The 22,609-nt window shown below is 51.7% G+C and carries 28 protein-coding genes and 4 tRNA genes; 22 read left to right on the top strand and 10 right to left on the bottom strand.

The window, feature by feature from the left end:
* Positions 1-46 precede the first annotated feature (46 nt).
* From NWF35_RS13560 to NWF35_RS13575, 4 genes are all read right to left on the bottom strand, one after another.
* Positions 47-490, bottom strand: a complete 444-nt coding sequence (locus NWF35_RS13560; RefSeq protein WP_301239795.1) for a GNAT family N-acetyltransferase — start codon at positions 488-490, stop codon at positions 47-49.
* 109 nt (positions 491-599) lie between these two features.
* A protein-coding gene (locus NWF35_RS13565; RefSeq protein WP_301239797.1) for an IS1182 family transposase occupies positions 600-1,999 on the bottom strand; the annotation gives its coding sequence in 2 pieces (ribosomal slippage) (positions 600-1,477 and positions 1,477-1,999; 1,401 coding nt in all).
* Positions 2,000-2,099: 100 nt separating this feature from the next.
* Complete coding sequence (locus tag NWF35_RS13570) at positions 2,100-2,534, bottom strand: GNAT family N-acetyltransferase (RefSeq protein WP_301239799.1); 435 nt, start codon at positions 2,532-2,534, stop codon at positions 2,100-2,102.
* 145 nt (positions 2,535-2,679) lie between these two features.
* Positions 2,680-3,189 (bottom strand): YjcG family protein, encoded by a 510-nt coding sequence (locus NWF35_RS13575; protein ID WP_301239801.1) that lies wholly within the window; start codon positions 3,187-3,189, stop codon positions 2,680-2,682.
* Between the two features lie 246 nt (positions 3,190-3,435).
* On the opposite strand from NWF35_RS13575, the gene NWF35_RS13580 reads away from it, so the two are divergent.
* From NWF35_RS13580 to NWF35_RS13615, 8 genes are all read left to right on the top strand, one after another.
* Positions 3,436-3,966: a phosphatidylglycerophosphatase A family protein gene (locus NWF35_RS13580; RefSeq protein ID WP_301239802.1), complete on the top strand. Its 531-nt coding sequence runs from the start codon at positions 3,436-3,438 to the stop codon at positions 3,964-3,966.
* Between the two features lie 282 nt (positions 3,967-4,248).
* Positions 4,249-4,443, top strand: coding sequence for a hypothetical protein (locus NWF35_RS13585; RefSeq protein ID WP_212772663.1), 195 nt, complete (start codon positions 4,249-4,251; stop codon positions 4,441-4,443).
* A gap of 79 nt (positions 4,444-4,522) precedes the next feature.
* Positions 4,523-4,598 (top strand) — tRNA-Met (locus NWF35_RS13590).
* Between the two features lie 5 nt (positions 4,599-4,603).
* Positions 4,604-4,680 (top strand) — tRNA-Asp (locus tag NWF35_RS13595).
* Positions 4,681-4,688: 8 nt separating this feature from the next.
* Positions 4,689-4,764: transfer RNA gene (locus NWF35_RS13600), tRNA-Ile, on the top strand.
* Positions 4,765-4,782: 18 nt separating this feature from the next.
* Positions 4,783-4,857, top strand: a tRNA-Val gene (locus NWF35_RS13605).
* Between the two features lie 134 nt (positions 4,858-4,991).
* Positions 4,992-6,110 (top strand): M23 family metallopeptidase, encoded by a 1,119-nt coding sequence (locus NWF35_RS13610; RefSeq protein WP_301239803.1) that lies wholly within the window; start codon positions 4,992-4,994, stop codon positions 6,108-6,110.
* A gap of 96 nt (positions 6,111-6,206) precedes the next feature.
* Positions 6,207-6,740 (top strand): phosphatase PAP2 family protein, encoded by a 534-nt coding sequence (locus NWF35_RS13615; RefSeq protein ID WP_301239805.1) that lies wholly within the window; start codon positions 6,207-6,209, stop codon positions 6,738-6,740.
* Between the two features lie 100 nt (positions 6,741-6,840).
* Here NWF35_RS13615 and dinB read toward each other — a convergent pair whose 3' ends face one another.
* Positions 6,841-8,058, bottom strand: a complete 1,218-nt coding sequence (gene dinB / locus NWF35_RS13620) for a DNA polymerase IV (RefSeq protein WP_301239807.1) — start codon at positions 8,056-8,058, stop codon at positions 6,841-6,843.
* 83 nt (positions 8,059-8,141) lie between these two features.
* Positions 8,142-8,543 carry a DUF1885 family protein gene (locus NWF35_RS13625; RefSeq protein ID WP_301239809.1) on the bottom strand — a complete coding sequence of 134 codons (402 nt, stop codon included), beginning with the start codon at positions 8,541-8,543 and terminating at the stop codon, positions 8,142-8,144.
* A gap of 229 nt (positions 8,544-8,772) precedes the next feature.
* On the opposite strand from NWF35_RS13625, the gene NWF35_RS13630 reads away from it, so the two are divergent.
* From NWF35_RS13630 to NWF35_RS13640, 3 genes are all read left to right on the top strand, one after another.
* The gene (locus tag NWF35_RS13630; protein ID WP_301239810.1) at positions 8,773-9,210 is read left to right on the top strand and encodes a hypothetical protein; all 438 of its coding nucleotides are present in this window, start codon (positions 8,773-8,775) and stop codon (positions 9,208-9,210) included.
* Positions 9,211-9,484: 274 nt separating this feature from the next.
* Positions 9,485-9,787 carry a DUF3055 domain-containing protein gene (locus tag NWF35_RS13635; protein WP_301239811.1) on the top strand — a complete coding sequence of 101 codons (303 nt, stop codon included), beginning with the start codon at positions 9,485-9,487 and terminating at the stop codon, positions 9,785-9,787.
* 240 nt (positions 9,788-10,027) lie between these two features.
* On the top strand, positions 10,028-10,168 hold the full coding sequence (locus NWF35_RS13640; protein WP_212772656.1) for a GapA-binding peptide SR1P: 141 nt from the start codon (positions 10,028-10,030) through the stop codon (positions 10,166-10,168).
* 295 nt (positions 10,169-10,463) lie between these two features.
* Here the strand turns inward: NWF35_RS13640 and NWF35_RS13645 are convergent, their stop codons facing one another.
* Positions 10,464-11,918, bottom strand: a complete 1,455-nt coding sequence (locus tag NWF35_RS13645) for an aminotransferase class I/II-fold pyridoxal phosphate-dependent enzyme (protein ID WP_301239960.1) — start codon at positions 11,916-11,918, stop codon at positions 10,464-10,466.
* A 443-nt stretch (positions 11,919-12,361) separates the two neighbouring features.
* Here NWF35_RS13645 and NWF35_RS13650 point away from each other — a divergent pair, with 443 nt between their 5' ends.
* On the top strand, positions 12,362-14,119 hold the full coding sequence (locus NWF35_RS13650; protein ID WP_301239812.1) for a 2-oxoacid:acceptor oxidoreductase subunit alpha: 1,758 nt from the start codon (positions 12,362-12,364) through the stop codon (positions 14,117-14,119).
* A 1-nt stretch (position 14,120) separates the two neighbouring features.
* Positions 14,121-14,984, top strand: coding sequence for a 2-oxoacid:ferredoxin oxidoreductase subunit beta (locus NWF35_RS13655; RefSeq protein ID WP_301239813.1), 864 nt, complete (start codon positions 14,121-14,123; stop codon positions 14,982-14,984).
* 319 nt (positions 14,985-15,303) lie between these two features.
* Here NWF35_RS13655 and NWF35_RS13660 read toward each other — a convergent pair whose 3' ends face one another.
* Positions 15,304-15,936 carry a YktB family protein gene (locus NWF35_RS13660; RefSeq protein WP_435873901.1) on the bottom strand — a complete coding sequence of 211 codons (633 nt, stop codon included), beginning with the start codon at positions 15,934-15,936 and terminating at the stop codon, positions 15,304-15,306.
* A 327-nt stretch (positions 15,937-16,263) separates the two neighbouring features.
* Between NWF35_RS13660 and NWF35_RS13665 the strand changes: the two genes are divergently transcribed.
* From NWF35_RS13665 to NWF35_RS13705, 8 genes are all read left to right on the top strand, one after another.
* Complete coding sequence (locus tag NWF35_RS13665) at positions 16,264-16,494, top strand: YkzI domain-containing protein (protein ID WP_301239816.1); 231 nt, start codon at positions 16,264-16,266, stop codon at positions 16,492-16,494.
* A 104-nt stretch (positions 16,495-16,598) separates the two neighbouring features.
* Positions 16,599-17,375 carry a fumarylacetoacetate hydrolase family protein gene (locus NWF35_RS13670; protein ID WP_301239817.1) on the top strand — a complete coding sequence of 259 codons (777 nt, stop codon included), beginning with the start codon at positions 16,599-16,601 and terminating at the stop codon, positions 17,373-17,375.
* Positions 17,376-17,410: 35 nt separating this feature from the next.
* The gene (locus NWF35_RS13675) at positions 17,411-18,055 is read left to right on the top strand and encodes an endonuclease III domain-containing protein (protein ID WP_301239819.1); all 645 of its coding nucleotides are present in this window, start codon (positions 17,411-17,413) and stop codon (positions 18,053-18,055) included.
* 45 nt (positions 18,056-18,100) lie between these two features.
* Positions 18,101-18,412, top strand: coding sequence for an iron-sulfur cluster biosynthesis family protein (locus NWF35_RS13680; protein WP_301239821.1), 312 nt, complete (start codon positions 18,101-18,103; stop codon positions 18,410-18,412).
* Positions 18,413-18,454: 42 nt separating this feature from the next.
* Complete coding sequence (locus NWF35_RS13685) at positions 18,455-19,183, top strand: glycerophosphodiester phosphodiesterase (protein WP_301239823.1); 729 nt, start codon at positions 18,455-18,457, stop codon at positions 19,181-19,183.
* A gap of 90 nt (positions 19,184-19,273) precedes the next feature.
* The gene (locus tag NWF35_RS13690) at positions 19,274-20,119 is read left to right on the top strand and encodes a deoxyribonuclease IV (protein ID WP_301239824.1); all 846 of its coding nucleotides are present in this window, start codon (positions 19,274-19,276) and stop codon (positions 20,117-20,119) included.
* Between the two features lie 16 nt (positions 20,120-20,135).
* Positions 20,136-20,432, top strand: coding sequence for a YlaH-like family protein (locus NWF35_RS13695; RefSeq protein WP_301239825.1), 297 nt, complete (start codon positions 20,136-20,138; stop codon positions 20,430-20,432).
* A 421-nt stretch (positions 20,433-20,853) separates the two neighbouring features.
* Positions 20,854-21,126 carry a hypothetical protein gene (locus tag NWF35_RS13705; protein ID WP_301239827.1) on the top strand — a complete coding sequence of 91 codons (273 nt, stop codon included), beginning with the start codon at positions 20,854-20,856 and terminating at the stop codon, positions 21,124-21,126.
* Here the strand turns inward: NWF35_RS13705 and NWF35_RS13710 are convergent.
* The gene (locus tag NWF35_RS13710) at positions 21,116-21,289 is read right to left on the bottom strand and encodes a DUF2197 domain-containing protein (protein WP_301239830.1); all 174 of its coding nucleotides are present in this window, start codon (positions 21,287-21,289) and stop codon (positions 21,116-21,118) included. The two genes, NWF35_RS13705 and NWF35_RS13710, sit on opposite strands and share 11 nt — an antisense overlap.
* 30 nt (positions 21,290-21,319) lie before the next feature.
* Complete coding sequence (locus NWF35_RS13715; RefSeq protein ID WP_301239832.1) at positions 21,320-21,664, bottom strand: DUF5665 domain-containing protein; 345 nt, start codon at positions 21,662-21,664, stop codon at positions 21,320-21,322.
* A 471-nt stretch (positions 21,665-22,135) separates the two neighbouring features.
* Here NWF35_RS13715 and NWF35_RS13720 point away from each other — a divergent pair, with 471 nt between their 5' ends.
* Positions 22,136-22,600: a pyridoxamine 5'-phosphate oxidase family protein gene (locus tag NWF35_RS13720; RefSeq protein WP_301239834.1), complete on the top strand. Its 465-nt coding sequence runs from the start codon at positions 22,136-22,138 to the stop codon at positions 22,598-22,600.
* Positions 22,601-22,609 lie beyond the last annotated feature (9 nt).

A 22,609-nucleotide genomic window follows, 5' to 3' on the forward strand; every position in this document is an offset into this window, starting at 1 on the left:
TAAATGATTCCATCATCGATGCCGGGCCCGTTTTTCCGGTCAAGTGTTACGCCAGCTTTTTATTCATCCAAATGTGTTTCACGCCCAGCTCTTCATAAGGTTTTCCTTCGGTGCGGTAGCCCAATTTTTCATAGAACGGTCGTGCATGCCATTGGGCACTCAACACCAAGCGCTTGGCCCCTTTCCGCTTTGCGTAAGATTCAACAGATTCCAGCATCGAGCGGCCGATCCCGGTACCGCGAAGTTCCGGAAGCACCGCCACTCGTTCGATTTTAGCCGTTTTTGGATCCATCCAACGAAGGCGCAAAGTGCCGACCGGCCGGTCCGCTTCATAAGCCAACAGTTGGATTGCGGACTCATCATGCCGATCCTTTTCCATGACGTCGGGCATCTGTTGTTCGTGAACAAACACCTTGCGACGGATACGTTGTACTTCCGCGTGTTCTTCGGGTGTCCGTGCCTCTCGGATGTCGGTTTCGGTCTGTTTCATGATGAAAATACCTCCTTTGCACTCGTTATTGGTATTCCCGATCCTCCGCTGCATGCAACAGGAAAAATCCGATCAAAAAAGAAAAAACAGGGCATTTGCCCTGTTGAGGCTATTGACAAACCCAGCGGAAAAACAGCTGGGTTTTGTATAGGGATTGGAAGAAAATAGAGAAAATCGGACAAAGATCACGGAGAAAGGGCCCGCCTTCGGGCCCCTTGCTCCTCTTCCAGAGGAGCAAGGCCATTTTCTTGATGTTTTGGCACACGGCAGTAAGGAGGCATTGCTCCGTTACTCTGGCAAGCCCCCTCATCCGTGCGTAGCGAAGTCCGTGCAGTTCCTTCGCATCTGCAAAACTCCGCTCGATCGTCTCTTTCCTTCGCTTGTAGAGCGCTTTTCCCCGCTCGCTTAACCGGTTTTGACGAACCCACTCCTTGGCATCTTCCCATACGTGACGGGTAATGGTTTTCACATGGTTCTTCGAACGGGTGCACCGGGATAAAAACGGGCAATCCCGGCATGTTTGCGGATCGGACTTGTACTCCCGGTATCCCTGGCGGTTAGTGGTTCGGTAAGTCAGTTCGTGTTTTCCCGGACATATGTATACGTCACGCTCAACGTCGTACTTGAACTGCCATTTGTGGAACAATCCTTTTTGCGGGTGAAAACGGCGATGGGCGATGACGGCAAAGATCCCTTGCTCTTTTAAGGCATGACAAATCGGACTCGTCAGGTATCCGGCATCCAGCGCTACGGCCTCCACTTCAAAGCCGAAGCGTTCCTTCTGCCGTTTCAGTCGAGCTAGGTAGGGTTTGGCGTCGTGTACGTTTCCCGGTGTCACGTACACGTCCGTGATGAGGTTGTGTTTGCCGTCTACCGTCCGGTGATCCAGATAGAAAAACCCCTCCGGTTTGCTTTCCCGCACCATGTAGCCGCTTTCCGGATCAGTGGTACTGACGCGGATTTCCTTTTCTACCTCAGGAGTGTCTTTTTTTTTTTTAACGGCCGCTTGCCGTGCGCTTCGCGATCCTCGTCGATGGCACGATCCAATTCCTCCACATACTTCTCCGTGGAATGACGGACCAGCTGACGGCTGAATTTGTTCTTGTTGGCGTTCGCCTTTAAAAACGTCGAGTCCGTGAACAATTCTTTCCCCTCGATCAAGCCGTGGTTGATGGCCTGTAGGACGATCTCGTCAAAAATCTCTTGGAAGATGGCCGTTCCGTTGAACCTGCGGCGTCGGTTCTGGCTGAATGTGGTGGCATGCGGCACCTTGTCCGTCAAGGAAAGTCCCACAAACCAGCGATATGCCACGTTGACCCGCACTTCTTCCACCAGACGCCGTTCGGAACGAATACCGTACAAATACCCAATGAACAACATTTTGAACAACATCATCGGGTCCACACAGGGACGCCCGTTGTCCTCACAGTATAACGGTCGGGTCTTTTCCGCGATGAACGAAAAATCGATGGTGGCGTCGATCTTCCGCAACAAGTGATCCTGTGGCACCTAATCCTCGATGTTGACCAACTCAATACTGCCTTGCCGGGTGGAGTGGGTTTGAAACATATGATTCCGTCCTTTGCCCTTGGTTATCTTTTGATTTCGATTAAATAAGGTACTTCGTAAATACCTTTTGGGTTTTTGACTGTTCATAACCAATTTTTGTATAGAATGCATGAGCTCTTAAGCGAGTAGAACCTGAACGTGCACGAACGTAAGCACAGCCGTTATTTTTCGCCCACTCTTCACAACTTTGCATTAATTGTTGTGCAACTGAAGTGCCTCTATGGTTACTGTCTACTACAATCCCCCCAATTTCAGCAAATACAGGTCCATATAAATAATAAGTCTTATACGCATGTACCCAACCCACAATTTTCTGGCCAACTTCCGCGACAAAAACAGCATGATCCTTATGATTCAAAAACCGCTGTAACCAGATACTAACTACTTCTTGACTCGTGGGGTAATCCAACTGGCCTGACAAAGCTGCTATATAGCCAGCGTCTGAAACGTTAGCACATCTTATTTTGACATCCAATGAAGATCACCTCGCTAATATAATTTCGACAAAAATTTCGACAAAAAAAGACTGCTGACCTGCTACCTTTGTCAGCAGTCTCAACAGGGCATTTGCCCTGTTCATGTCTTACCGTTGAAAGGGAACCACCTATCTCGTCGAACGACTACCCTTCCAAAAGAAAGCTTTGATACACGCTCCAAGAGCCATTTTCAAGCTGATACAACAGATGAAAACGGTCCACTTCCGTATGTAGATCCAATGAACGCATCCGCAGACTCCCATAAACGTCATGCAATTCGTCGGTGGACATATTCTGCCCGATGGTCAAATGAGGAGTGAACGGAAAGCGATGGGGGTGATACAGAATACCGGAGTTGATTTTTTCATGCAGTTTGCGGAGCGGTTGATCATTCTTCACGGCCAGGTAGATAACGTTGTTTGTCGGATGGAAGTGACTCACTTTATGAAAAAAGATTTCGAAAGGCTGAGACTCTCTGGCCACCTTTTCCAGATGGTCGACCGCCTCGTCCACTTTGGCCTCATCCATTTCAAATGCTTCTTTTAATGTGATGTGCGGTGGGATGAGTGTATAGTGCGGGTCATATCGCTTGCGGTAGGAGTTGGCAAAATCTTGGACGTGTTTTTGCGGGAATATCGCAATGCCATATTTCATATGGACTCCCTCCTTTTGACAAATTTACAAGAGCTGACCTCGACTGCGGTGTATTTCTTTCTGAAATTTCACACGAATAAAGACGACAAGGGGACATGCATCACGATGTATATTCATTATACCCTCTTTTCTTACTGCTGATAAAGTGCTGCGAAAGAAAGATTTCGCGCGTACACGTTGATCACGGTGTGTGTTATGATGAACATAGGCTCCCGCAAGGGAGAAGGAGAGGAGGGATACCGGATCGTGAAACGTGTTCACAGCCGGGAAGTGAAACAGGCGGCGATGGAACGACTGCAACAACGCGGCGTTACCATCGAAGGGATTGCCGAAATTGTATATCAGATGCAAGCTCCCTACAACGAAAACCTGACGATGGATTTATGCGTGGAAAGCGTACGGGCCGTATTGGAAAAACGGGAGATCCAGCATGCCATTCTCGTGGGAACTGAATTGGATATGTTGGCGGAAAAGGGGATGTTGTCAGAACCCCTTCAAACCTTAGTGAGAACGGATGAAGGCTTGTTTGGATGCGATGAAACGCTGGCCCTTGGGTCTGTGTTGGGATACGGAAGCATCGCTGTCACCACTTTTGGTCATCTTGACAAACAAAAAATCGGATTGATCAAACAACTGGATACGAAAAAAGATGGATCTGGTCCTGTCCACACGTTTATAGACGATTTGGTCGCCAGCGTGGCGGCCGCCGCATCCAGCCGACTGGCGCACCGGCTGCGCGATGAAGAGGAAAAAGCGGTTGTATCTCCATCCAAGTAAATGTATAGCCTTGCTCCGCGTGAAACAGCGCGGGGCTTTTTTGTTCCGCATCAAAAAGACCCAAGCGCTACCTGGCGCCCGGGTTTATTAGAGGAGGGAACATCTGTCCAATGGCAGATCAGATGGCCTAAACAAACGGGGGAACCGTTTGTGCTATATCTTATGCGCCAAGACGAGTCTTCGTATCCTCCGCGGAAAAAATGTGCCTTTGCCCTTGTGGCATGAATAGAGCGAGGTTTAGGCACAATACCTAAAGAAGTTCATCCGCAGGAGGGAACACCGATGTCTTGCTGGATTTATTGGGCCAAATTGTATGATACGCGGTTTCAGGCACGCTGTTTGGCCGCCCGCATCCAGGAGGATTGGTGGGTCTACGGCTACGACAGCCCTGCCGAAGTCGAAGTGTTTCAATCGAGGCGCGGTCGTTATGGCGTACGTTACTTGTGGGACAGAACTGAGGTTCGGAAAAAAAAATAAAAAAACCTCTTGCATTCCTCTCGGACCTGTTGTATAGTTATAGTTGTCGTCAGCGAAAACGACATAAATGAAGAGATGACGCGGGGTGGAGCAGTTGGTAGCTCGTCGGGCTCATAACCCGAAGGTCGCAGGTTCAAGTCCTGCCCCCGCAACCAAATATGGAGCTGTGGTGAAGTTGGAGTTCACGCCGGCCTGTCACGCCGGAGGTCGCGGGTTCGAGTCCCGTCAGCTCCGCCATTCTCAATGGGCCTATAGCTCAGTTGGTAGAGCGGTCGGCTCATAACCGATTGGTCACAGGTTCGAGTCCTGTTGGGCCCACCAGTATGAATACTTTCACTTGGGCAGTTAGCTCAGAGGGAGAGCGCTTCCTTGACACGGAAGAGGTCGTAGGTTCGATTCCTATACTGCCCACCAAAAACACCTCGTTTAGAGGTGTTTTTTCTATTGTGTGAAAAACATCCCCCAATCTTGAAGGTGTGGGCGAGTCGTGTGGTACAATGGGATTGTCCATGTAGGGGATCTTTTGAAAACAGTAGAGGGAGACCGTCATGGGAAGACCAATCGTCCTCATCGCAGCCGCATTGTTGGCGGTGTTGTTGATCGTGTTCACACAGCAGGGGGACGACGCGGGGTGGCGTAAATGGGTGCGGGAATGGCATCAACAGGTGGAAGAACATTCCTCGATTTTTCGGTTACCTGCTTCCAAAGCCAACCGCTCCTCCTCCGAAGTCGCTTTGCCGTTCCGGTCGGTGAATGGAACGGTCTATTTTCGTTTGAACGACCTGAAACGGCTACATATTCAAGTCTCTTACCAAGCCAAGGAAGGCATCATCACCATCCGTGAAGGCAATGCGGTCTTGGAGATGTTGCGATCGGCACCTGTGTTGAAACGCAACGGAATCTACCTGCCGATGACAGAACGGCCTGAAGTTTGGGGAAATGAGGTGTGGATTCCCTCGTCTGCTCTGAAAGAGGGCTTGGGAAAAACCATCCGCTTCCAACGAACCACTGCTTGGATCAGTGTTAGGGATGCGGTGCCGGTTCAATCGGCTCCAATGAAAGATCCGAGCGCGTCGTTTTCGCCCGCCCAAATGGTTCGATATTTGTCTTTCCTGCAACCACCCATCCGGGGAGCCAAAGTGAGTGAGCGCGAATCTCATTTGCCGGGGGCGCCGCGGAAGTATCGTCATGGTGTACACGAAGGGATCGACTGGTATGGTTATGCGTGCGGGGTGAAGATCGATTCCCAGACCCCCGTCTATGCGGTGGCGGACGGAATCGTGGTCAGGGCGGACAAGGATTATCGAGAGATGTCCGATGCCGAGCGGAATCGTTTGTTGCGGATCGGTGAGCAAAACGATGGACAGACACCTCAGTACATTTTGGATAAGATGCGGGGCCGGACGGTTTGGATTCAGCATGACAAAGGCGTGATGTCCCGTTATGCTCATTTGAGCCGGATTGCGGATGGCCTCTACGTGGGACAACACGTAAAAAAAGGTCAACTGATCGGCTATGTCGGCAATTCGGGCACGCATTCGGGAGTGGAACACAACGTCAATGATCTTCACCTGCATCTGGATCTCTTGATTTACGGGGACTGGTTTTGGAAGTATTTCACACCGGCTGAGCGCCGGTACATCTTGGAGCAGGTGTTCAATCGTTGAACTAGGCTCCATAAAATGTTCACATGTTGTTTATCATTTCTTCATCTGTGTCGTTTAGGCTGAATAGGAAGACGCTTGACGGGGGTTGGGCGACAGATGCAACGTCTGGTCCATCGGATTCAGAGGATGGATGTTTGGTTAGTGTGTTATGTCAACCGCCAGTGGAAGTCTCGGGTGATGGACTGGCTGATGTGCCGGTTGACCCATTTGGGCGGTGCTTTTTGCACGATCACGTTTTTGGTTGTCTGGTGGTTGTTCACTTCCTCTTCGATGAAGCAATGGGCGGTGGAGGGGTTCGCTGCACTGGCGGGCAGTCACTTGGCCGTACGGGCCTGCAAACATTATCTTCCCCGCATCCGCCCTCATTTGCGATTGAGTGAGTTGTATGCGTTTCCCGATGCTTTGACGGACTATTCCTTTCCTTCCGGGCACACGACGGCCGCATTTTCCATCGCCACCGTGTTTGTGCTCCATGCGCCGTGGTCGGCAGTCATTTGGTTGCCGTTGGCCTGTCTGATTGGTCTATCCCGGATGTATCTCGCGCTCCATTACCCGACGGATGTGGTGATGGGGGGCGTATTGGGCACGGGATTCGCACTGGGCGTCTATGCGTTGCTGGGCGCTGGTTGAGGTATTCGGATGGAGTGAGCGAAGAACCGGAAAGCGATACGGATAATGATAAGTAATTTCGATCCTACAATGCACCCGCAATGAAGAAGGGTGCGCTTTTTTATTTGTGGTGGCCACCGATTTTGCCCGCGCGGTCATAGAAAACGCTGGCGGGTGTGAGTGAACGGGCGTATAAAATACTCGTCGTGCCGAACCGTTCCCGAATCCGGTCGATCGCATCAGCCAGCTGTTGGTCTTTGGCCGTACGACCGAACAGGTCCAGCTGCAGGCTGCGTTCCGGTTCCAAGTTTCCCAGGCTGATCCCCACCAGCCGAATGGGAGCATGGTTCCAATGCCGGCGGAACAGATGCAAGGCTCCTTCAAAAATCACCCGCCCGATGTTGGTGGGTTCCGGCAGGGTATACGAGCGGTGAATGGAAGTGAAATCCATCCCCTTCAAGGTAAGTGACACCGTTCGTCCGGTGGCACCCGCTCGGCGTACCCGACTGGCAACTTCCTCCGCCAGCTCCCGCAAGACGACACGAATATCCGACTCGGTCTCGTAATCTCGGGGTAAGGTGAACTGATGTCCGATCGATTTGTTTTCATCCAGTGAATGGGGATCGACCGGGCTGTGATCGATACCATTGGCTGATTGGTGCAACACGCGTCCGATCACACCGAAGCGGTGTTGCAGCAGTTCCGGATCGGCATGGGCCAAATCACCGATCGTCCGGATCCCCATCCGGTGAAAATGCCGCTCCATGCGCGGCCCGACACCGAACAACTCGATCACCGGCAAGGGCCAGATGCGACGGGGGAGGTCCTCCGGCGTCAGCACGGTCAATCCGTCCGGTTTTTCCAACCCTGCAGCCATCTTGGCCATCAGCTTGTTGGGACCGACTCCGATGGAGCAGCGGAGACCCGTTTCCCGAAAGATACGTTCCTTGATCAGCCGGGCCGTTGTCTTTCCGTCACCGAAGAGGGCTTCACATCCGGTGGTTTCCACAAACGCCTCATCTACCGAAAAAGGTTCGACCAGCGGCGAAAATTGTTTCAGAATTTCGACGATCCGTACCGATACTTGCAAATACCGTTCCATGCGCGGTGGGACCAGACAGGCATGGGGGCACAGCTCCTTGGCCTGATAAACGGCCATCCCGGTTTTCACACCGTATTTTTTTGCTTCGTACGAAGCGGCCAGCACAATGCCGCGCCGACGGGCCGGATCACCGCAGACAATGACAGGGCGTCCGCGCAGATGTGGGTTGCGCATCTGCTCCACGCTGGCGTAAAAGGCATTCATATCGGCCAACAATACGGTGCGTCGGGCAGTCATTCCGTCCCCTCCTCACGAACGTTTGTTCTTATTTTACCACGGAACAAACAGATGAGGAGAAGAAAATGATGGATTTGCATGCGCTATTTTCTGGGATAGAAATACATGACCCGTCCGTTGAACAGATGCAGTTCAGCTTTCAGGGAACGGGCGAGATACCGGGACAATTCGTTGGCTTTGGCTTTGTCTCCATGGGTTGAATCGGCGGGGAGGATGATTTGGATCCGATCCGGTTCCACCACACCGATTACCAAGTATTTGTACAGGTTGGGATTGGTACCCGTCAACACCAACCATGACCGTCCATCTTTGGATTTTTCCTCGATCCGGTACGGAAACGCAGCAGCGGCGTAGTCCCAGTCCAACTGTTGACCAGTATAGGCGCTCATCTTCCGGTAACGTTCCAGATGTTCCCTCACCTGATGCAACTCGATTTTCGATTGGATCGAACCTTCCACCAGGCGGATCGTCGCTACTTGGTTCATACATGTCACCTCTGCCATATGTTGGTCTTTTCCATCTCCTGCAACATAATCATCTTAGCACGTTCCGGGATATTTGAACAAACAAATCAGAATCATGCCATTCCACAAAAAACGGACATTGGTTTATTCGTAATAAAACTATAAAATATTGTGAAAATATGTTGTCTTGCACACTCCCTTATGATACACTAATATCTAACTTTCAGTGTCCGATGGGGGATAGATGTGCATGCGAAAATCGGACCTGTTGGATGAACTCCGCTCAGAAATCGGTGTCATGTCGGACAAAATGGACGGAGGAATCGAAGAACTGTACCATTTTGTTATCGAATGTTTGTATGAAAAAGTGGAGGCATATCAATTTGTCGGCATCTACCTCACCAAGCCGTACATGTTTGAATGTCTGGGCTATGCAGGAGCCAATCCGTATCCCTACCGGGTTCGTTTCGGTGAAGGACTTCACAGCCTGGCAGCTGCCCGGGGCGGTGTCGTCCGGGAAAAGAGGGGCAAGCGCATCGAAGTGTTCGTCCCGTTTTATCGTGGCCATCACTTAATTGGAGAGCTGGTGGTGGTTGGAGAGCCGAGCGACCAGATCGATGAGGAGGATATCGCGTTTTTCTGTGAATTGGCTTCTTTGTTTGAGTCGAAGTCGGAAGAGTGCAAATGATCACGTCGTGAACGCCAGTCAGGTTCCACGGCCTTGATCAGACCCCATCAGAAGTCCTCACTCCTATCTTTTCAACCCTGTATCCGACTCTATGAGAGAAGGCTGAGCAGGTTTGAAGATTACGAGAAACGGGTAATACACCCCTAACCCTGTCTTTGTGTCAATAGATACCGCTTTTTTCCTCAACGGAAGTATCAATTCCGATGGAGAGACATATTATAAAAGATATGGCTTCCTTTTGGCGTGACAGACTTTTGTAAAGGAGGAGATCAGCATGAGTCTCTATGAACGGCTGTACGATGAAGCGGAACAAGTCAAGGTGCGTTTTGTCGGATTTGTTTCGGAACACGGTCGATATGATTTCGGGATCGTGTATACCAACATGTTTTTTGGAAAGCCATTGGTCGTTTGTATGCAGACGGGACGCTCCTCTCTGTTGTCACAAGATGATGTGGAGAACCTGGAATATCTGCAAAAGGTGTACAATTTGAAGTCCAAGGAAGAAGCGGAGGAGTTGGCTGTCTTTTTCAGTAACAACCTTCCGGGACTGACCTTGGAAGCCGAGGCCGAGCATTAAACGGAGATGACCGTCATGTCTGATTTGGTTGAACCATCACATAGTGCCGCTCATCGCAGGAGTGAAACCGACCGCGAGGTATAACGGGAGAAAGTGTGAATCAATCCCGTGCCTCGCGGTTTCATTTTGGTGAAATAAGCCTAATCATTCAAGGGGCATTGACATAAATATGATATCACATTATACTAATAGTGACACATTAATTGAAGCGGTTACATTTCCGCGTGAGGGGGATTTTTCATGGAAGTGATTGTCTGCCAAACGTGCGACAAGATCATCGCCTTCACGGAAGCCGAGAAAACTGGTGTGTTGTACGGCAAATGTCCTGGATGCGGTGAGGAAAAACAGCGCGGACAACGTAGGGCATCGCAAACCGCGTGACTGAATACCTGAAACCAACAGCACTAGGATTCACCATACATCAATACAGGTAGTCCGGCTGTTGACATGTGGGCTCTGATGTAAAGCACGACACCCGACGAGAGATTCGGACCCGTTCCTCTGAAAGAGCGTGGCCGTTTTCCTAACAGCGATCTTTGCACTTGACGAAATAGATGCAAGTGGAGCTAGCGGTCTCACCGCCCGTCACGGGTGGTGTTTCTTTTTTACATGAAAGGGAAATGGTTCATCCGACGAAAATGATAAAAAAAACCCACCCGTTCATCATGGGTGGGTTTTAGCGGATTACGCGCACCATTCGGATATCGGGATCTTCGGGACCTTGGACGGGCAATCCCACTTCCAAGTGTTCACGGATGTAGTCGATGTTTTGCTGCGTGATGCGTTCCCCGGGCAACAACACCGGGATACCCGGGGGATAAATCATGATAAACTCGGCAATAATGCGACCGACCGACTCCTCCAGCGGAACGGTGACCGTTTCCGCATAAAACGCGTCCCGCGGTGATACCGCTAATTCCGGGATATCCGGCAGACGGATCGGACCGCCGTTTTTCCGGTCGGGCGAATAAAAATGCCGGGACAAATCCTGCAGACCTTCTACCAATATGTTGATCGTCTCTTCTGAGTCGCCCGGGGTGATGAGGCACAGGATGTTGTACAAATCGCTCAGTTCCACTTCGATATTCCAGTTCTGACGCAGCCATTTTTCCGCTTCATAGCCGGTGATGCCCAAATGTTTGAGATGGATGGTCAACTTGGTCTCATCCATGTCATATGTGGCGTCCGTACCGAGAATTTCTCGGCCTACACAGACGATGCCCGGGATTTCGTTGATCCGTTTGCGCGCCTGATCGGCCAACTTCAACGCCAGCTCGAATTGAGCGTGACCTTGCGTGGCCAAAAAACGTCGCCCCGCATCCAGCGAAGCTAAGAGCAAATATGATGTAGATGTGGTTGTCAACATGCTGATGATTGATTGTACCCGATTGGGATTGATACGGTTGCCCTTGACGTTGAGGACTGAGCTTTGCGTCAGTGATCCTCCCAGTTTGTGCATGCTGGTGGCAGCCATGTCTGCACCGGCCTGCATTGCGGACATGGGGAGCCGTTCGTGGAAATGCGTATGAATGCCGTGCGCTTCGTCTACCAGTACCGGAATGTCCCAACGGTGCACCAAATCGACGATTTCGGCCAAATTGCCGGCGATACCGTAATAGGTTGGATTGATTAACAACACCGCTTTGGCATCCGGATGAGCGCGAAGGGCTTTGTCCACATCACGGGCGGTGACGCCGTGCGCGATGCCCAACTGATCATCCATGGCCGGATGCACGAATACCGGGTGGCCGCCGGCAAGAATGATGGCGGATAACACGGATTTGTGAACATTGCGCGGGACAATGATTTTGTCCCCCGGCGTGCAGACGGACATCACCATCGTCATGATGGCACCACTGGTTCCCTGAACGGAGAAAAAAGTGTAATCCGCCCCGAACGCTTCCGCCGCCAATTCCTGCGCTTCCTGGATCACACCGTGCGGATGGTGCAGATCATCCAGGGGCGCGATGTTGATCAAATCGATGGAGAGCGCATTGGGGCCGATGAAATCGCGAAATTCGGGGTCCATGCCATGCCCTTTTTTGTGTCCGGGTATGTGAAATTGAATTGGATTCTTTGCCGCGTGTTCTTTCAGCTTGGTAAATAGCGGTGTTTGATACTGTCTGGGCATCATGGTTACATGCCTGCCTTTACATAAAGATTCACTCGGCAAGTATAACAAAAACAGATCGCAAACTGAAGAGAGAAAATACAGGATGGGAGGAATTTTTTTCGTCGGAATCGAAATCCCGTGGGTGAGTAGATGTGTGAAGATTGCGAGAAAGTGGCTGTTGGATATAGCAGGCAGGATTTTGCTGATAATCGGCGAAGCGCTGGTCCGCGGCGTTGATTGGAGCGATGATGGCCGAAACGTATGGGTGTGGAAGTAGTTGCGTTTGTTGAGATTTTTTGACAGAATAAATGATGAAAAATGACTTTTGTGATTTGACTTGAAATTTCTGAGGCTTTTCAGTAGCATCAATAATAAAACCATCTGTAGGGGGGGATGGAGAGCCCGAGGGATGGGGCGTTTCTTGTGTCCGAGATGAATAAACATGTAAAGGGGTGAATACTTTGGCGACATTGACATGGAAAGTGGGCGGCGCCCAGGGGGAAGGGATTGACAGCACCGGGGACATTTTTGCCACCACACTCAACCGTTTGGGTTATTATCTGTTTGCGTATCGCCATTTTATGTCGCTCATTAAAGGGGGTCACACCAACTACAAAGTGAGGGTGGCAGATCATCCCGTGGGATACCATGGCGACGATTTGGATATTTTGATCGCATTCGATCAACGGACCATCGACGAAAACGCCCATGAACTGACGGAAGATAGCGTATTGATCTATGATTCCGGCAAATTGAAGTCCCCTGTCATACCGGATGGGGTAAAACTGTGCCCCGTTCCCGTGACGAATATGGCCAAAGATCTGGGAAGTCCGATTATGAAAAACATGGTGGCTGGCGGGGTCTCTGCGGCGATCGTCGGATTGTCGGCAGATGCATTTGACTCTCTGATCGAAGAGCGGTTCGGCAAGAAAGGGGAATCCATGGTACAGAGCAACAAGGCGGCTGTCCGAGCCGGATTTGAATTTGCCATGGAACGGTACGGCGTGCTGAAACAGTTGCCCAACCCGCAACCGGCCGAAGACGGCGGCGGTCATTTGTTTCTCTCCGGGAACGAAGCTGTGGGATTGGGTGCGTTGGCCGCAGGGTGCCGGTTTTTGGCGGCATATCCCATCACGCCGGCCACGGAAATCATGTACACCGCACTGGCGCATTTCCCCAAATACGGAGGAAAAGTATTGCAGGCCGAAGATGAGATTGCTGCTTGTATTATGGCAATCGGAGCCAACTATGCCGGTGTGCGCGCGATGACTTCCACTTCGGGTCCGGGACTGTCGTTGATGCAGGAAGCAATCGGCCTCGCAGGGATTTCGGAGACGCCTTTGGTGATCGTCGATGTCATGCGGGGTGGTCCGGGAACCGGGTTGCCGACCAAAACAGAGCAGTCTGACCTGAATGAACTGGTCTACGGTTCGCATGGGGAAATCCCGCGCATTGTACTGACGCCCTCGACGGTGGAGGAGTGTTTCTACTACACGGCTAAAGCATTCAATCTGGCGGAGAAATACCAATGCCCGGTGATTGTGGCCACCGACTTGTATCTGGGAATGTCCAAACAATCGGTGCCGGTTGGCGCGATCGATTTTGAAAAAGTGACCATCGACCGGGGCGAATTGATTTCGGAAGAAGAGTTGCTGGCCTTGGGACCCGGCGAATACCGCCGTTACGCCGTCACCGAGTCGGGGATTTCCAAACGCTCGATTCCCGGGCAGAAATACGGCCGGTTCGTGGCGATGAGCAACGAGCACGATGAGGGAGCCAACGAGGAGATCGAAGATCCGGAAACCCGCGTCCAACAAATGGCCAAACGGATGCGCAAACTGGATGCCTTCGACCCGTCCGCGTTGGGTGTGGAATACGACGGCTCGGAGACGACGGAGCTGACGCTGGTCGGTTTCGGCTCCACCCGCGCGCAGATCGGAGAAGCTGTCAAGCAGTTGCGGGAAAATGGAGTAAAGGTGGGTCACCTGCAGATTAAGGTGGTCAAACCGTTCCCGGATGCGATGGTCAAACGGTATCTGTCCGGTGCAGAACGCATTCTCGTCGTGGAAAACAATGCCACAGGCCAGTTGGCGGAGCTGATCCGTGCACGCGTCGGATTCCATAACAAAATCCAATCCTGCTTGAAATTCAGTGGGGACCCGTTTACGGTGGAGGAGATTTTGGCGCATTGCAAACTGGAGCAGGAAGTGGGGATGTAAGATGGCGACAATGAAGGACTTCCGAACGAAAAACAAGCCGACGTGGTGCCCGGGTTGCGGGGATTTCACCGTCTTGGCGGCTTTGCAGAAAGCTGTTGTCGAGTTGGGATTGGAGCCGGAACAAGTGGCCTTGGTATCGGGAATCGGTTGTTCAGGAAAAATATCCCAATACTTCAACAGCTATGGTTTTCACAGCCTGCATGGACGGTCTTTGCCCATGGCTACCGGCGTGAAACTAGCCAACCAGGATCTGACGGTGATCGCCGCCGGGGGTGATGGAGATGGCTACGGCATTGGTATGGGTCATTTTGTCCACACGGTTCGCCGTAATATCGACATCACCTACATCGTGATGGACAACCATATTTACGGGTTAACCACCGGTCAAACTTCCCCGACCAGTGAACGGGGCTTCCGTTCCAAAACCTCGCCGCAAGGTGCCGCCGAAGAGCCGGTCAAAGCGGTAGAAACGGCGATCGTGAACGGTGCCAGCTTCGTGGCCCAAGCGTTTTCCGGTGACGTAAAACAGATGACCCAGATTTTCAAAGAGGCGATCAGTCACCAAGGATTTGCGCTGGTCAACTGTTTCAGCCCGTGTGTCACCTTCAATAAAGTCAATACGTACGAATGGTTCAAAGAAAAATTGGTCAACGTGGATGAGTTGGAGGAATACCAACCGGAAGACGCCGATCGCGCCCTACGCGTGCTGGCCGAAACGAAAGGGACGGTGACTGGTATCCTGTACAAACAAAAGCGACCGGTATACCACGAAGTGATGTCGGGAGCAAGCGATGTCGCCGCCGCTAAGTTGGATCTGCGTTTACCAAAAGAAGAACAACAGGCCCTGTTGCAGTCGTTTCGTTGAAACCCGGGGGGTAGCAATAGGATTTTCCGCTCCGTTGAACGGAGCGTTTTTTTTTTTTTTTTTTGAAAACAGGGCCTGTTATATAATTTTCAGATATATTATAGTACTGTTATAGTACAAAATCAACCGTTTCATAACAAAATCAACAAAAAACCGTCTCTCCGCCTCAGCATCATTTACACCGGGTGAACCTACACGCTCTCGGCTCAACTCGTTGCTGGGCAGAAAAACGGTTTTCTAGGGTGTGTCTGGTCATTTCTGCAAGGGGGCCATGTTTTCCCCAGGTTAGCGAAGAACTTATTCCGGATCCCCGACAAGATCAGTGCCCTGCCGTTTCCGCCAAACGGTACAACGGCAACAGGCGTTCAAACGTCGTTTGTACCGAACGGAGAAACGCTTGACCGTCCTGAACAACTGGATCGCGGCGATTCAACAGGACTCCGCACAGAAACTCTGCTTTTTTCACCTTTTCCAATCGCTCCAAAACACGGCGTATTCCATCTAACCCCAGTTCATTTTTTGCCTTGGTTTCCGGTTGCGTATGGTCTTCCGAAATGACGAATCCATCCGGTACCGTCGGCCACACCTCATCCAGTTGTTTCAAAAGGCCGCGTGCGAACGCGCTTTTGCTTTTGCATTCCTCGATCATGGCCAACATGATGAACGCGTGCGATTGCCTGAGACCGACTTGGAAGTGGGGATACGCCTTGTAACCGCGTTTGTTGGTCGACCAAGCCACCCATGTTTCATCCGGCGGGTTGACGGTGCGACGGGCGTGTTTCGCCACATGCACGTAAAAGGGTTCTCCAATCGTTTGCTCCAACAGCGGAATCGCCGCTTCGGCGATCGCCTCCAATTTGGGCCGGATTTGCGCTCTCAGCGCCTCCATTCTCGGTTCCAGTCCGGGTATGGCAAACACGTCAAAATCCTTATCAGTAAATCCGGAAAACATCAATGTTCATTCACCGTCCGTGGATTCATTCATAGAAGTCAAGCTTATTCTTCATAATAGCACAATGTTGATAGAATCACGAAATGGCCTATGTCTGAATGGATAAAAATTGCGAAAAATAAATCATATCAGCGGAGAACCGTGACCGAATTCGAAGAACCTGCGTACGTTGTAGGTAACAAGTTCGATTGGCGGAATCGAAAACTGGATCGGAACGGATAGGTTTATTTCCTAGTTTGGAAGGGCATCCTGTAGCCAGATTCCCTTCCGTCCCAAAATCTGGAGCACCGATGGCGTTTCCTTCATCAAAAAACGGGGTGGGATCTCATGGGAAGATACCAGCGAGAGAAGGGGTGCAGCGTAACCGTGGAAGAAGTGATCCGTGCGTTCAAATGCCGGGAACCTGAGAAGCGCATACCGGTTCTGAGAATGGAGTTGGATTACGAACTGGCCCTGTTGCATGAGGCAATGGTTGAAAACGATCCCCACCGGATCGATCAATGCAAAACGCGCTTGCGTGAACTTCGTCGCGAAATGATGATGTTGGAGGCTTTGTGAAGGAACGTCAACTGAAAAGGAACATTTCTGACCTTTGTCGAAGAATATCGGTGTATCTCCTATGGGGATGCACTTTTTTCTATGTCCAAAAAGGGGGAAACGTCATGAAAATCGTTCGATACCTTTATCAAAAACAGATCCGGTACGGCATTGTCCGCGGGGATGCGATTCACCCGATCAAAGGCTCTCTGTATGAGACATGGCAGGAAACGGGTGAGACGGTTGCGGCCGGGGATGTCCAATTGTTAGCGCCGCTCATTCCCAACAAATTGATCGGCATCGGTCTCAACTATGCCGCACACGCGGAGGAGACCGGCAAGCCCATTCCGGATGAGCCAATGATGTTCATGATCTCCCCCACTGCGGTGATCGGACCAGAGGCATCGATTGTGTTGCCCAATGTGGATGACCGAATCGACCATGAAGCAGAGCTCGCCGTGGTGATCGGAAAGAGAGGCAAGAACATCCCTGCAGAACGTGCGTTGGATTATATATTGGGGTATACTTGTGCCAACGATGTTTCCAATCGGGTCCTGCAGAAGAAGGACGGACAATTTACTCGCGCCAAGTCATTCGACTCATTCAAACCGCTCGGCCCCATCATCGAGACGGAACTGGATCCGTCCGATCTGGAAGTCGTTTGTCGCGTCAATGGCGAGGTCCGGCAAAAGGGGAGAACGTCCGACCTGATCCACACTGTACCGGAGTTAATCGCACACATCTCGACCGTCTTTCCGCTGGAACCCGGTGACGTGATCCTGACCGGTACGCCGAGCGGTGTCGGTCCGCTTTCACCTGGAGATCAAGTAGAGGTGGAAGTGGAGGGAATTGGTGTGCTTACCAACCGTGTATTGGGACCATTGGATGACATGGCGCTGTGACGGAGGGGTGAGAAAAGCTGAAGCGGAAATGGGTCATGCTTTATGAGGCATTGCGCAAGTGGAAGCCGGATCTGACCGTGGACGGATGGTGGGGAGTGACAGATCCGTTTTACAAAAGTGCCGGATGCGTGTTGGTGCAAAATACCTCGTGGCACAATGCGCGTCTCGCTATCGATGGGCTGTGTGCACGGGGCATGACCACACCTTCAGCATTGCTCCAGGCATCCAATGACACATTGTGGGAAGCGATTCGCCCGGCGGGGTTTTACCGTACGAAATCAGCCGCGTTGCGGGGGTTGTTCACGTGGCTGAACACTGCTGGAGGATGGGAGAGGGCCAAGAAACAATCTGCTTCCACCCTGCGTGTACAGTTGCTGGCGATACGGGGGATCGGACCGGAAACGGCAGATATGTTGCTGTTGTATATGTTGGAGAAAAAGACGTTCATTGGCGACACGTACACCCGGCGCATCGCTGCCCGCTGGTTTGGCGGCCCGCCGCCCACTTACGAAACCATTCGAACGGAGGTTCTGGAGGCGCTTCCCGATTTGTCGGCGTTGCAGTTGTTCCACGCCTTGTTGGTGGAATTGGGTAAGGTACACTGCAAAAAGAACACCCCTGATTGTATCACCTGCCCCGTCCACGGAAATTGTTCACAACATCAAGTCCAGAGTGCATGACACACCCCTATGGGTGATGATGGAGTTGGGAGTGGGAGAACCATCATGCAGGTATTGATCAGCAAAGAAGCGGAACAGGCGATCCAAAGAAAAAAGCCGCAAGAGTCGCCCGCCGTGTTGCGGCTTTCTGCGACGGACGAGGGTTGCGGGTGTGGAGCGACCATATTATATGAGTTCAATTGGGACCATCCCCGACCTGAGGATGTGCACATCGCTTTCGATGGGTTCACATTGGTATATGACCCGGACAGCGAAGCCTATTTTGATCCACGGGTGAAGATCGACTACGATTCTACCCGGGATTCGTTCACGGTGCAAAGCGATGGACAGATCTATCTGATGCACATCCGCTTGTAGGATGTCACCCGAATCAAAGGAGGAATCGCTATCGGTACCCTCGTGTTTGCCCACCGCGGAAGCTCCAAGGCGGCGCCGGAGAATACATTGGCTGCGTTTGAACAGGCGGTCAAAGCGGGGGCGGACGGAGTGGAGCTGGACGTGCAACTCACCCGGGACGGCCGGGTTGTGGTGATCCACGATGAGACGTTGGACCGCACAACGAACTTCTCCGGCTGGGTGAAAGACCATGATTGGGAAACATTGCGGCGGCTGGATGCGGGATCGTGGTGGAACCCCCGTTTCTCAACGGAACGAATCCCGTTGTTGGAAGATGTGTTGGACATGTTATCCGATACTGACATGATCATCAACATCGAATTGAAAAACAGCTGGGTTCGGTATACGGGGTTGGAAGCCGCAGTGTTGGCGTGTATCGACCGGTTCCGCATGGCCGACCGCGTGATTGTGTCATCGTTCAACCATCACAGTTTGCGCATGTTGCACGGGATGAGACCGGAGCTTTCCTTAGCGGCATTGTATGAATCGGGCTTGTACGAACCGTGGGTCTATGCCCGTCATGTGGGAGTGCATGCGATCCATCCGGATTGGCGTGCGATCGACGAAAAGGTGGTAAAAGGGTGCCAATCGGTGGGGATCGCTGTACGGCCATACACGGTGGATGATACCGAAATGATGAAACAGTTGATTGAATGGGGTGTGGACGGCATCATCACCAATTTGCCTGAACGATGCCGCCAAGTATTGGATGGCCGGCGCATGAAAAGTTGAAGGTCGATTTGCAAAAATGGTATGATGAAAGAGGTTCATGGCGCCCGCAATTGGAAGCAGGCGCTTTTTTGGTTTCGGGAGGCGAAAAACATGAAAATCGGTTGTCACATCAGTGTGGCCAAAGGATTTTTGAAAGCGTCGCAACGGGCGAAAGAGCTGGGCGCGACCGCATTTCAGGTATTTACGAAAAATCCGCGAGGACTTCGTCCCAAAAAGGTGGACGTCAAAGATGCGGAAGCGGGTGTCCGATTTTGCCGTGAAGCCGATATCACATTGGTGGCGCACACACCCTACATCACCAATTTGTCCACACCCAAAGCGGATCTGCACGAGGTGACGATTCGCTCCATCCGCGAGGATTTGCGGATTGCCGAAGCGTACGGGGCCATCGGGGCGGTCGTCCACTGCGGCAAGCATGTGGGCGAAGGTGTGGAATACGGCACAAAACGGATGATCGAGACGCTGAACATCATTTTGTCCGAGTATGACGGACCAGTGAAACTGTTGTTAGAAAACACTGCCGGTCAGGGCTCGGAATTGGGTCTGACCATCGAGGATTTGGTGGCCATTCGGGAAGCGACCGACCATCCGGAGAAAATCGGCTTCTGCTTTGACACGTGCCATGCGTTTGCAGCAGGTGTCTGGTCGGAAGAGACGTTTGGCCAGATGGTGGAGACGATGGAACGCACCGGCTATTTGGATCATTTGGTCGCCATTCATTTCAACGACAGCAAAGCACCGTTCAACAGTCGGAAGGATCGGCACGAAAAAATAGGAAAGGGTGAAATCGGTTCCGCCGCTTTGGCCCTGTTTCTGCATTGCGACCTTTTTGAAGGATTGCCGATCATCTTGGAAACACCGGTGGAAGACGAAGCGGAATACGCGGATGAAATCCGTTACTTGCACGAGCTAAAGGCGCAGGCCATCGGGGCTTGAGAAGGGGGAACCAAACATGGCGGCGATCAACGCGTGGTTACATCAATCGTTTTGGGGCGCGTACGGAGTGATTCTCGTACTGACGGCGATCGTGTACAAAGTCGTATTTGCCAGACCCCTCCCGCTGCTGAAACAGTTGATCGTCTATTTGGCACTGGTGGCGGGATGTTTCCTGTTGTTGGTCTTTCATCTTCTCGGGTTTCCGATCATCCCCATCCTGATCGGCACGGTCATCCTGATGATTGTGGCACGGATCCGTATGGCGATGACGGTCAAACAAAATGCCGAGCGGCACAACCAGGAGAGTCCCTGATGACCGCGCGCTATTGGCTGGTGCCGGTGACGAGACTCACACCGTTGACATTGGGAGAAGAACGCATCCGATTGGATCAAACGGCGGCGGAGCGGTTGATAAGGATCGCCCGCGGGGCGCACCCACGTCTGATTTTGCCAATGAAAATCACCCACATCATCCAACAGGAACAAGATACGTGCGGGAGGTTGCCGCAACGGTTGGAGGCGGACGGTCCCATCGTGCTGAACGAAAAACCTTGGTCCCCGTCCGGTTGTGCATGCCGATGGGCAGAATCGCTGTTGGAAGGAGATGCCGCGCTGGTGCTTGCCCGTCATTTTGACGGACATGCACTGGGGACAATATTGGTTCGTTGGTGGAGTCAGGGTTTTCGATCGGGATTGTTGGTGGAACCGGAAGGAAAGAGGGTGTCGGAGAACAGATGCAGTTGATGGATGCCTTGTTCAATTGGTTGCAGATCAAGGTGGTGTGGGACGCTCGTCCTGCGGATCGTTCTGCCAAGGATACGGTGGAGTTTTTTGCACAGATGTTGCGGGAAGATCATGGTGTGGAAGTGACGGGCGTCACTTTGGAAGGGGATCACTACCTTGTCCAGTTTGAAAAGGACGGGCAGACGAGCGAACAGCGCTTCGAACGGGAAGCGGTGGAGCAATTGTTGTCGTTTATCGAGTCAGAGCCCAAATTCAATCAGTAGCCGGGGAAGCTCCTGATTTTGCCCGGCGTTCAAGGGCTTTTTTTCCCACCCGTTCGTAGCAGTCCGAACAAATGATGATTTTGTGCGGGTGTTTGCGAATCTTTTTCATTTGTAGCTTGGTAGGTACAAATGGCTGTTCACATAAAATGCAAATCACTTTCATGGGACTATCTCCTTTTCCTTTCCTCTCCCGTCAACGGGTGTGCGGGGAAGAATGGTCCACGATCTTCTTCAATTGCTGGATGGTGTCGCTGATATAGGGGATGTGGGAGAGTTCCGACAGCAAAATGCTGAGCATACTGATCACAATCGCTGTCCCCAGCGTGAGACCGAGTCCTCTGCTCAGTCCGGCCAACAGGTTGAGCCAAAACACGCGGCGTGGCTGGGTGTAGTTCATCAGCAGATCCTGCAGGCGGGATTGTTCCATCCACAAGGTGATCCGGTCCAGCCGGGCGTTGAGGTGTTCCGTTTGGTCTGCTAGTTTTTCCACCCGCTCGATCATGTCGGGGTGGTAGGTGACCGTTTTTTGCCGCTTCATGGTTCGATCTTCCCCTTCCTTCCACACTAGTATACTACTAAAAGGGGAGCGTTTGTTAGAACCTTTATTTTGTCAGAGTCTCAGCGACGTGTCACCACGAGATAAGCCCGTTTGCAAACATTTGTAGACCAACGGGCCAATATTTGTTTTCATGGAACAGTGTATCACATTTTCAGTGGTTCAACCCAAGAAATGTTGGGCGCCATCCTTGTTGTAAATTGAAAAAGTTATGTATCTGTCGATGATAAAACAGCTGCCCACGGCGGCTGTTTGTCGTGTCGAGAACAGGATGAATAGGGTTGTGACCCGCTTTTTTCTCGTGTATGCTGATGTCGTCCAGCATCGTATACATTTCCGAACAAGCCGTATGTCAAAGTGGGGAATAGTAGTAAACGGATGGGTGGCCTCAAAACATTTTTCTGCCGGTCGCGATCGGTTATCGTGAATAAGAATCAACAGGAGGAGATGTAGATGTCGGATCAGGTGGCGAATGCATTGCCTGAGACGTTGCTGGCTAAGCTGCAGAAGGAACAATACGTGTTGTTGGCTACTGTGGATGTGGAAACGAAAGCGCCCAGCGTCCACGCCGTATCCTGGGTATATGCGCCCAATCCGAATCAAATCCGGTTTGCGGTGGGGCAGCGTTCCCGCATCGTGGAAAACATCGAGGCGAACCCGGATGTGAGCATCACGCTGATCGGCGCAGGTTCCACCTATGCGATCGAGGGAAAAGCGCGCGTGGTGGAGAAGCCGATGGCCAATGTTCAGATTAAACTGGCCAAAGTGGAAGTGGATGTGACGGCAGTGCGTGACGTGATGTTCTACGGAGCCAAAATCGATCAAGAGCCCACCTATGTGAAAACCTATGACGAAGACGCTGCAGCCAAATTGGACAACCAAGTGATGAGCGCGTTGAAAAAAGACGGAACAGCATGATAGAGGAGG

The organism is Polycladomyces subterraneus (assembly GCF_030433435.1).
Taxonomy (GTDB): domain Bacteria; phylum Bacillota; class Bacilli; order Thermoactinomycetales; family JIR-001; genus Polycladomyces; species Polycladomyces subterraneus.

Excerpts from the sequence above, each read along its gene's own strand:
- NWF35_RS13630 (WP_301239810.1), top strand. The coding sequence starts at position 8,773 with ATGCGAAAATCGGACCTGTTGGATGAACTCCGCTCAGAAATCGGTGTC.
- dinB (WP_301239807.1), bottom strand. The coding sequence starts at position 8,058 with ATGACTGCCCGACGCACCGTATTGTTGGCCGATATGAATGCCTTTTAC.
- NWF35_RS13680 (WP_301239821.1), top strand. The coding sequence starts at position 18,101 with ATGCAGGTATTGATCAGCAAAGAAGCGGAACAGGCGATCCAAAGAAAA.
- NWF35_RS13660 (WP_435873901.1), bottom strand. The coding sequence starts at position 15,936 with ATGTTTTCCGGATTTACTGATAAGGATTTTGACGTGTTTGCCATACCC.
- NWF35_RS13710 (WP_301239830.1), bottom strand. The coding sequence starts at position 21,289 with ATGAAAGTGATTTGCATTTTATGTGAACAGCCATTTGTACCTACCAAG.
- NWF35_RS13655 (WP_301239813.1), top strand. The coding sequence starts at position 14,121 with ATGGCGACAATGAAGGACTTCCGAACGAAAAACAAGCCGACGTGGTGC.
- NWF35_RS13715 (WP_301239832.1), bottom strand. The coding sequence starts at position 21,664 with ATGAAGCGGCAAAAAACGGTCACCTACCACCCCGACATGATCGAGCGG.
- NWF35_RS13690 (WP_301239824.1), top strand. The coding sequence starts at position 19,274 with ATGAAAATCGGTTGTCACATCAGTGTGGCCAAAGGATTTTTGAAAGCG.
- NWF35_RS13560 (WP_301239795.1), bottom strand. The coding sequence starts at position 490 with ATGAAACAGACCGAAACCGACATCCGAGAGGCACGGACACCCGAAGAA.
- NWF35_RS13645 (WP_301239960.1), bottom strand. The coding sequence starts at position 11,918 with ATGCCCAGACAGTATCAAACACCGCTATTTACCAAGCTGAAAGAACAC.
- NWF35_RS13625 (WP_301239809.1), bottom strand. The coding sequence starts at position 8,543 with ATGAACCAAGTAGCGACGATCCGCCTGGTGGAAGGTTCGATCCAATCG.
- NWF35_RS13635 (WP_301239811.1), top strand. The coding sequence starts at position 9,485 with ATGAGTCTCTATGAACGGCTGTACGATGAAGCGGAACAAGTCAAGGTG.
- NWF35_RS13640 (WP_212772656.1), top strand. The coding sequence starts at position 10,028 with ATGGAAGTGATTGTCTGCCAAACGTGCGACAAGATCATCGCCTTCACG.
- NWF35_RS13675 (WP_301239819.1), top strand. The coding sequence starts at position 17,411 with ATGCTTTATGAGGCATTGCGCAAGTGGAAGCCGGATCTGACCGTGGAC.
- NWF35_RS13695 (WP_301239825.1), top strand. The coding sequence starts at position 20,136 with ATGGCGGCGATCAACGCGTGGTTACATCAATCGTTTTGGGGCGCGTAC.
- NWF35_RS13705 (WP_301239827.1), top strand. The coding sequence starts at position 20,854 with ATGCAGTTGATGGATGCCTTGTTCAATTGGTTGCAGATCAAGGTGGTG.
- NWF35_RS13610 (WP_301239803.1), top strand. The coding sequence starts at position 4,992 with ATGGGAAGACCAATCGTCCTCATCGCAGCCGCATTGTTGGCGGTGTTG.
- NWF35_RS13665 (WP_301239816.1), top strand. The coding sequence starts at position 16,264 with ATGGGAAGATACCAGCGAGAGAAGGGGTGCAGCGTAACCGTGGAAGAA.
- NWF35_RS13615 (WP_301239805.1), top strand. The coding sequence starts at position 6,207 with ATGCAACGTCTGGTCCATCGGATTCAGAGGATGGATGTTTGGTTAGTG.
- NWF35_RS13585 (WP_212772663.1), top strand. The coding sequence starts at position 4,249 with ATGTCTTGCTGGATTTATTGGGCCAAATTGTATGATACGCGGTTTCAG.
- NWF35_RS13720 (WP_301239834.1), top strand. The coding sequence starts at position 22,136 with ATGTCGGATCAGGTGGCGAATGCATTGCCTGAGACGTTGCTGGCTAAG.
- NWF35_RS13670 (WP_301239817.1), top strand. The coding sequence starts at position 16,599 with ATGAAAATCGTTCGATACCTTTATCAAAAACAGATCCGGTACGGCATT.
- NWF35_RS13575 (WP_301239801.1), bottom strand. The coding sequence starts at position 3,189 with ATGAAATATGGCATTGCGATATTCCCGCAAAAACACGTCCAAGATTTT.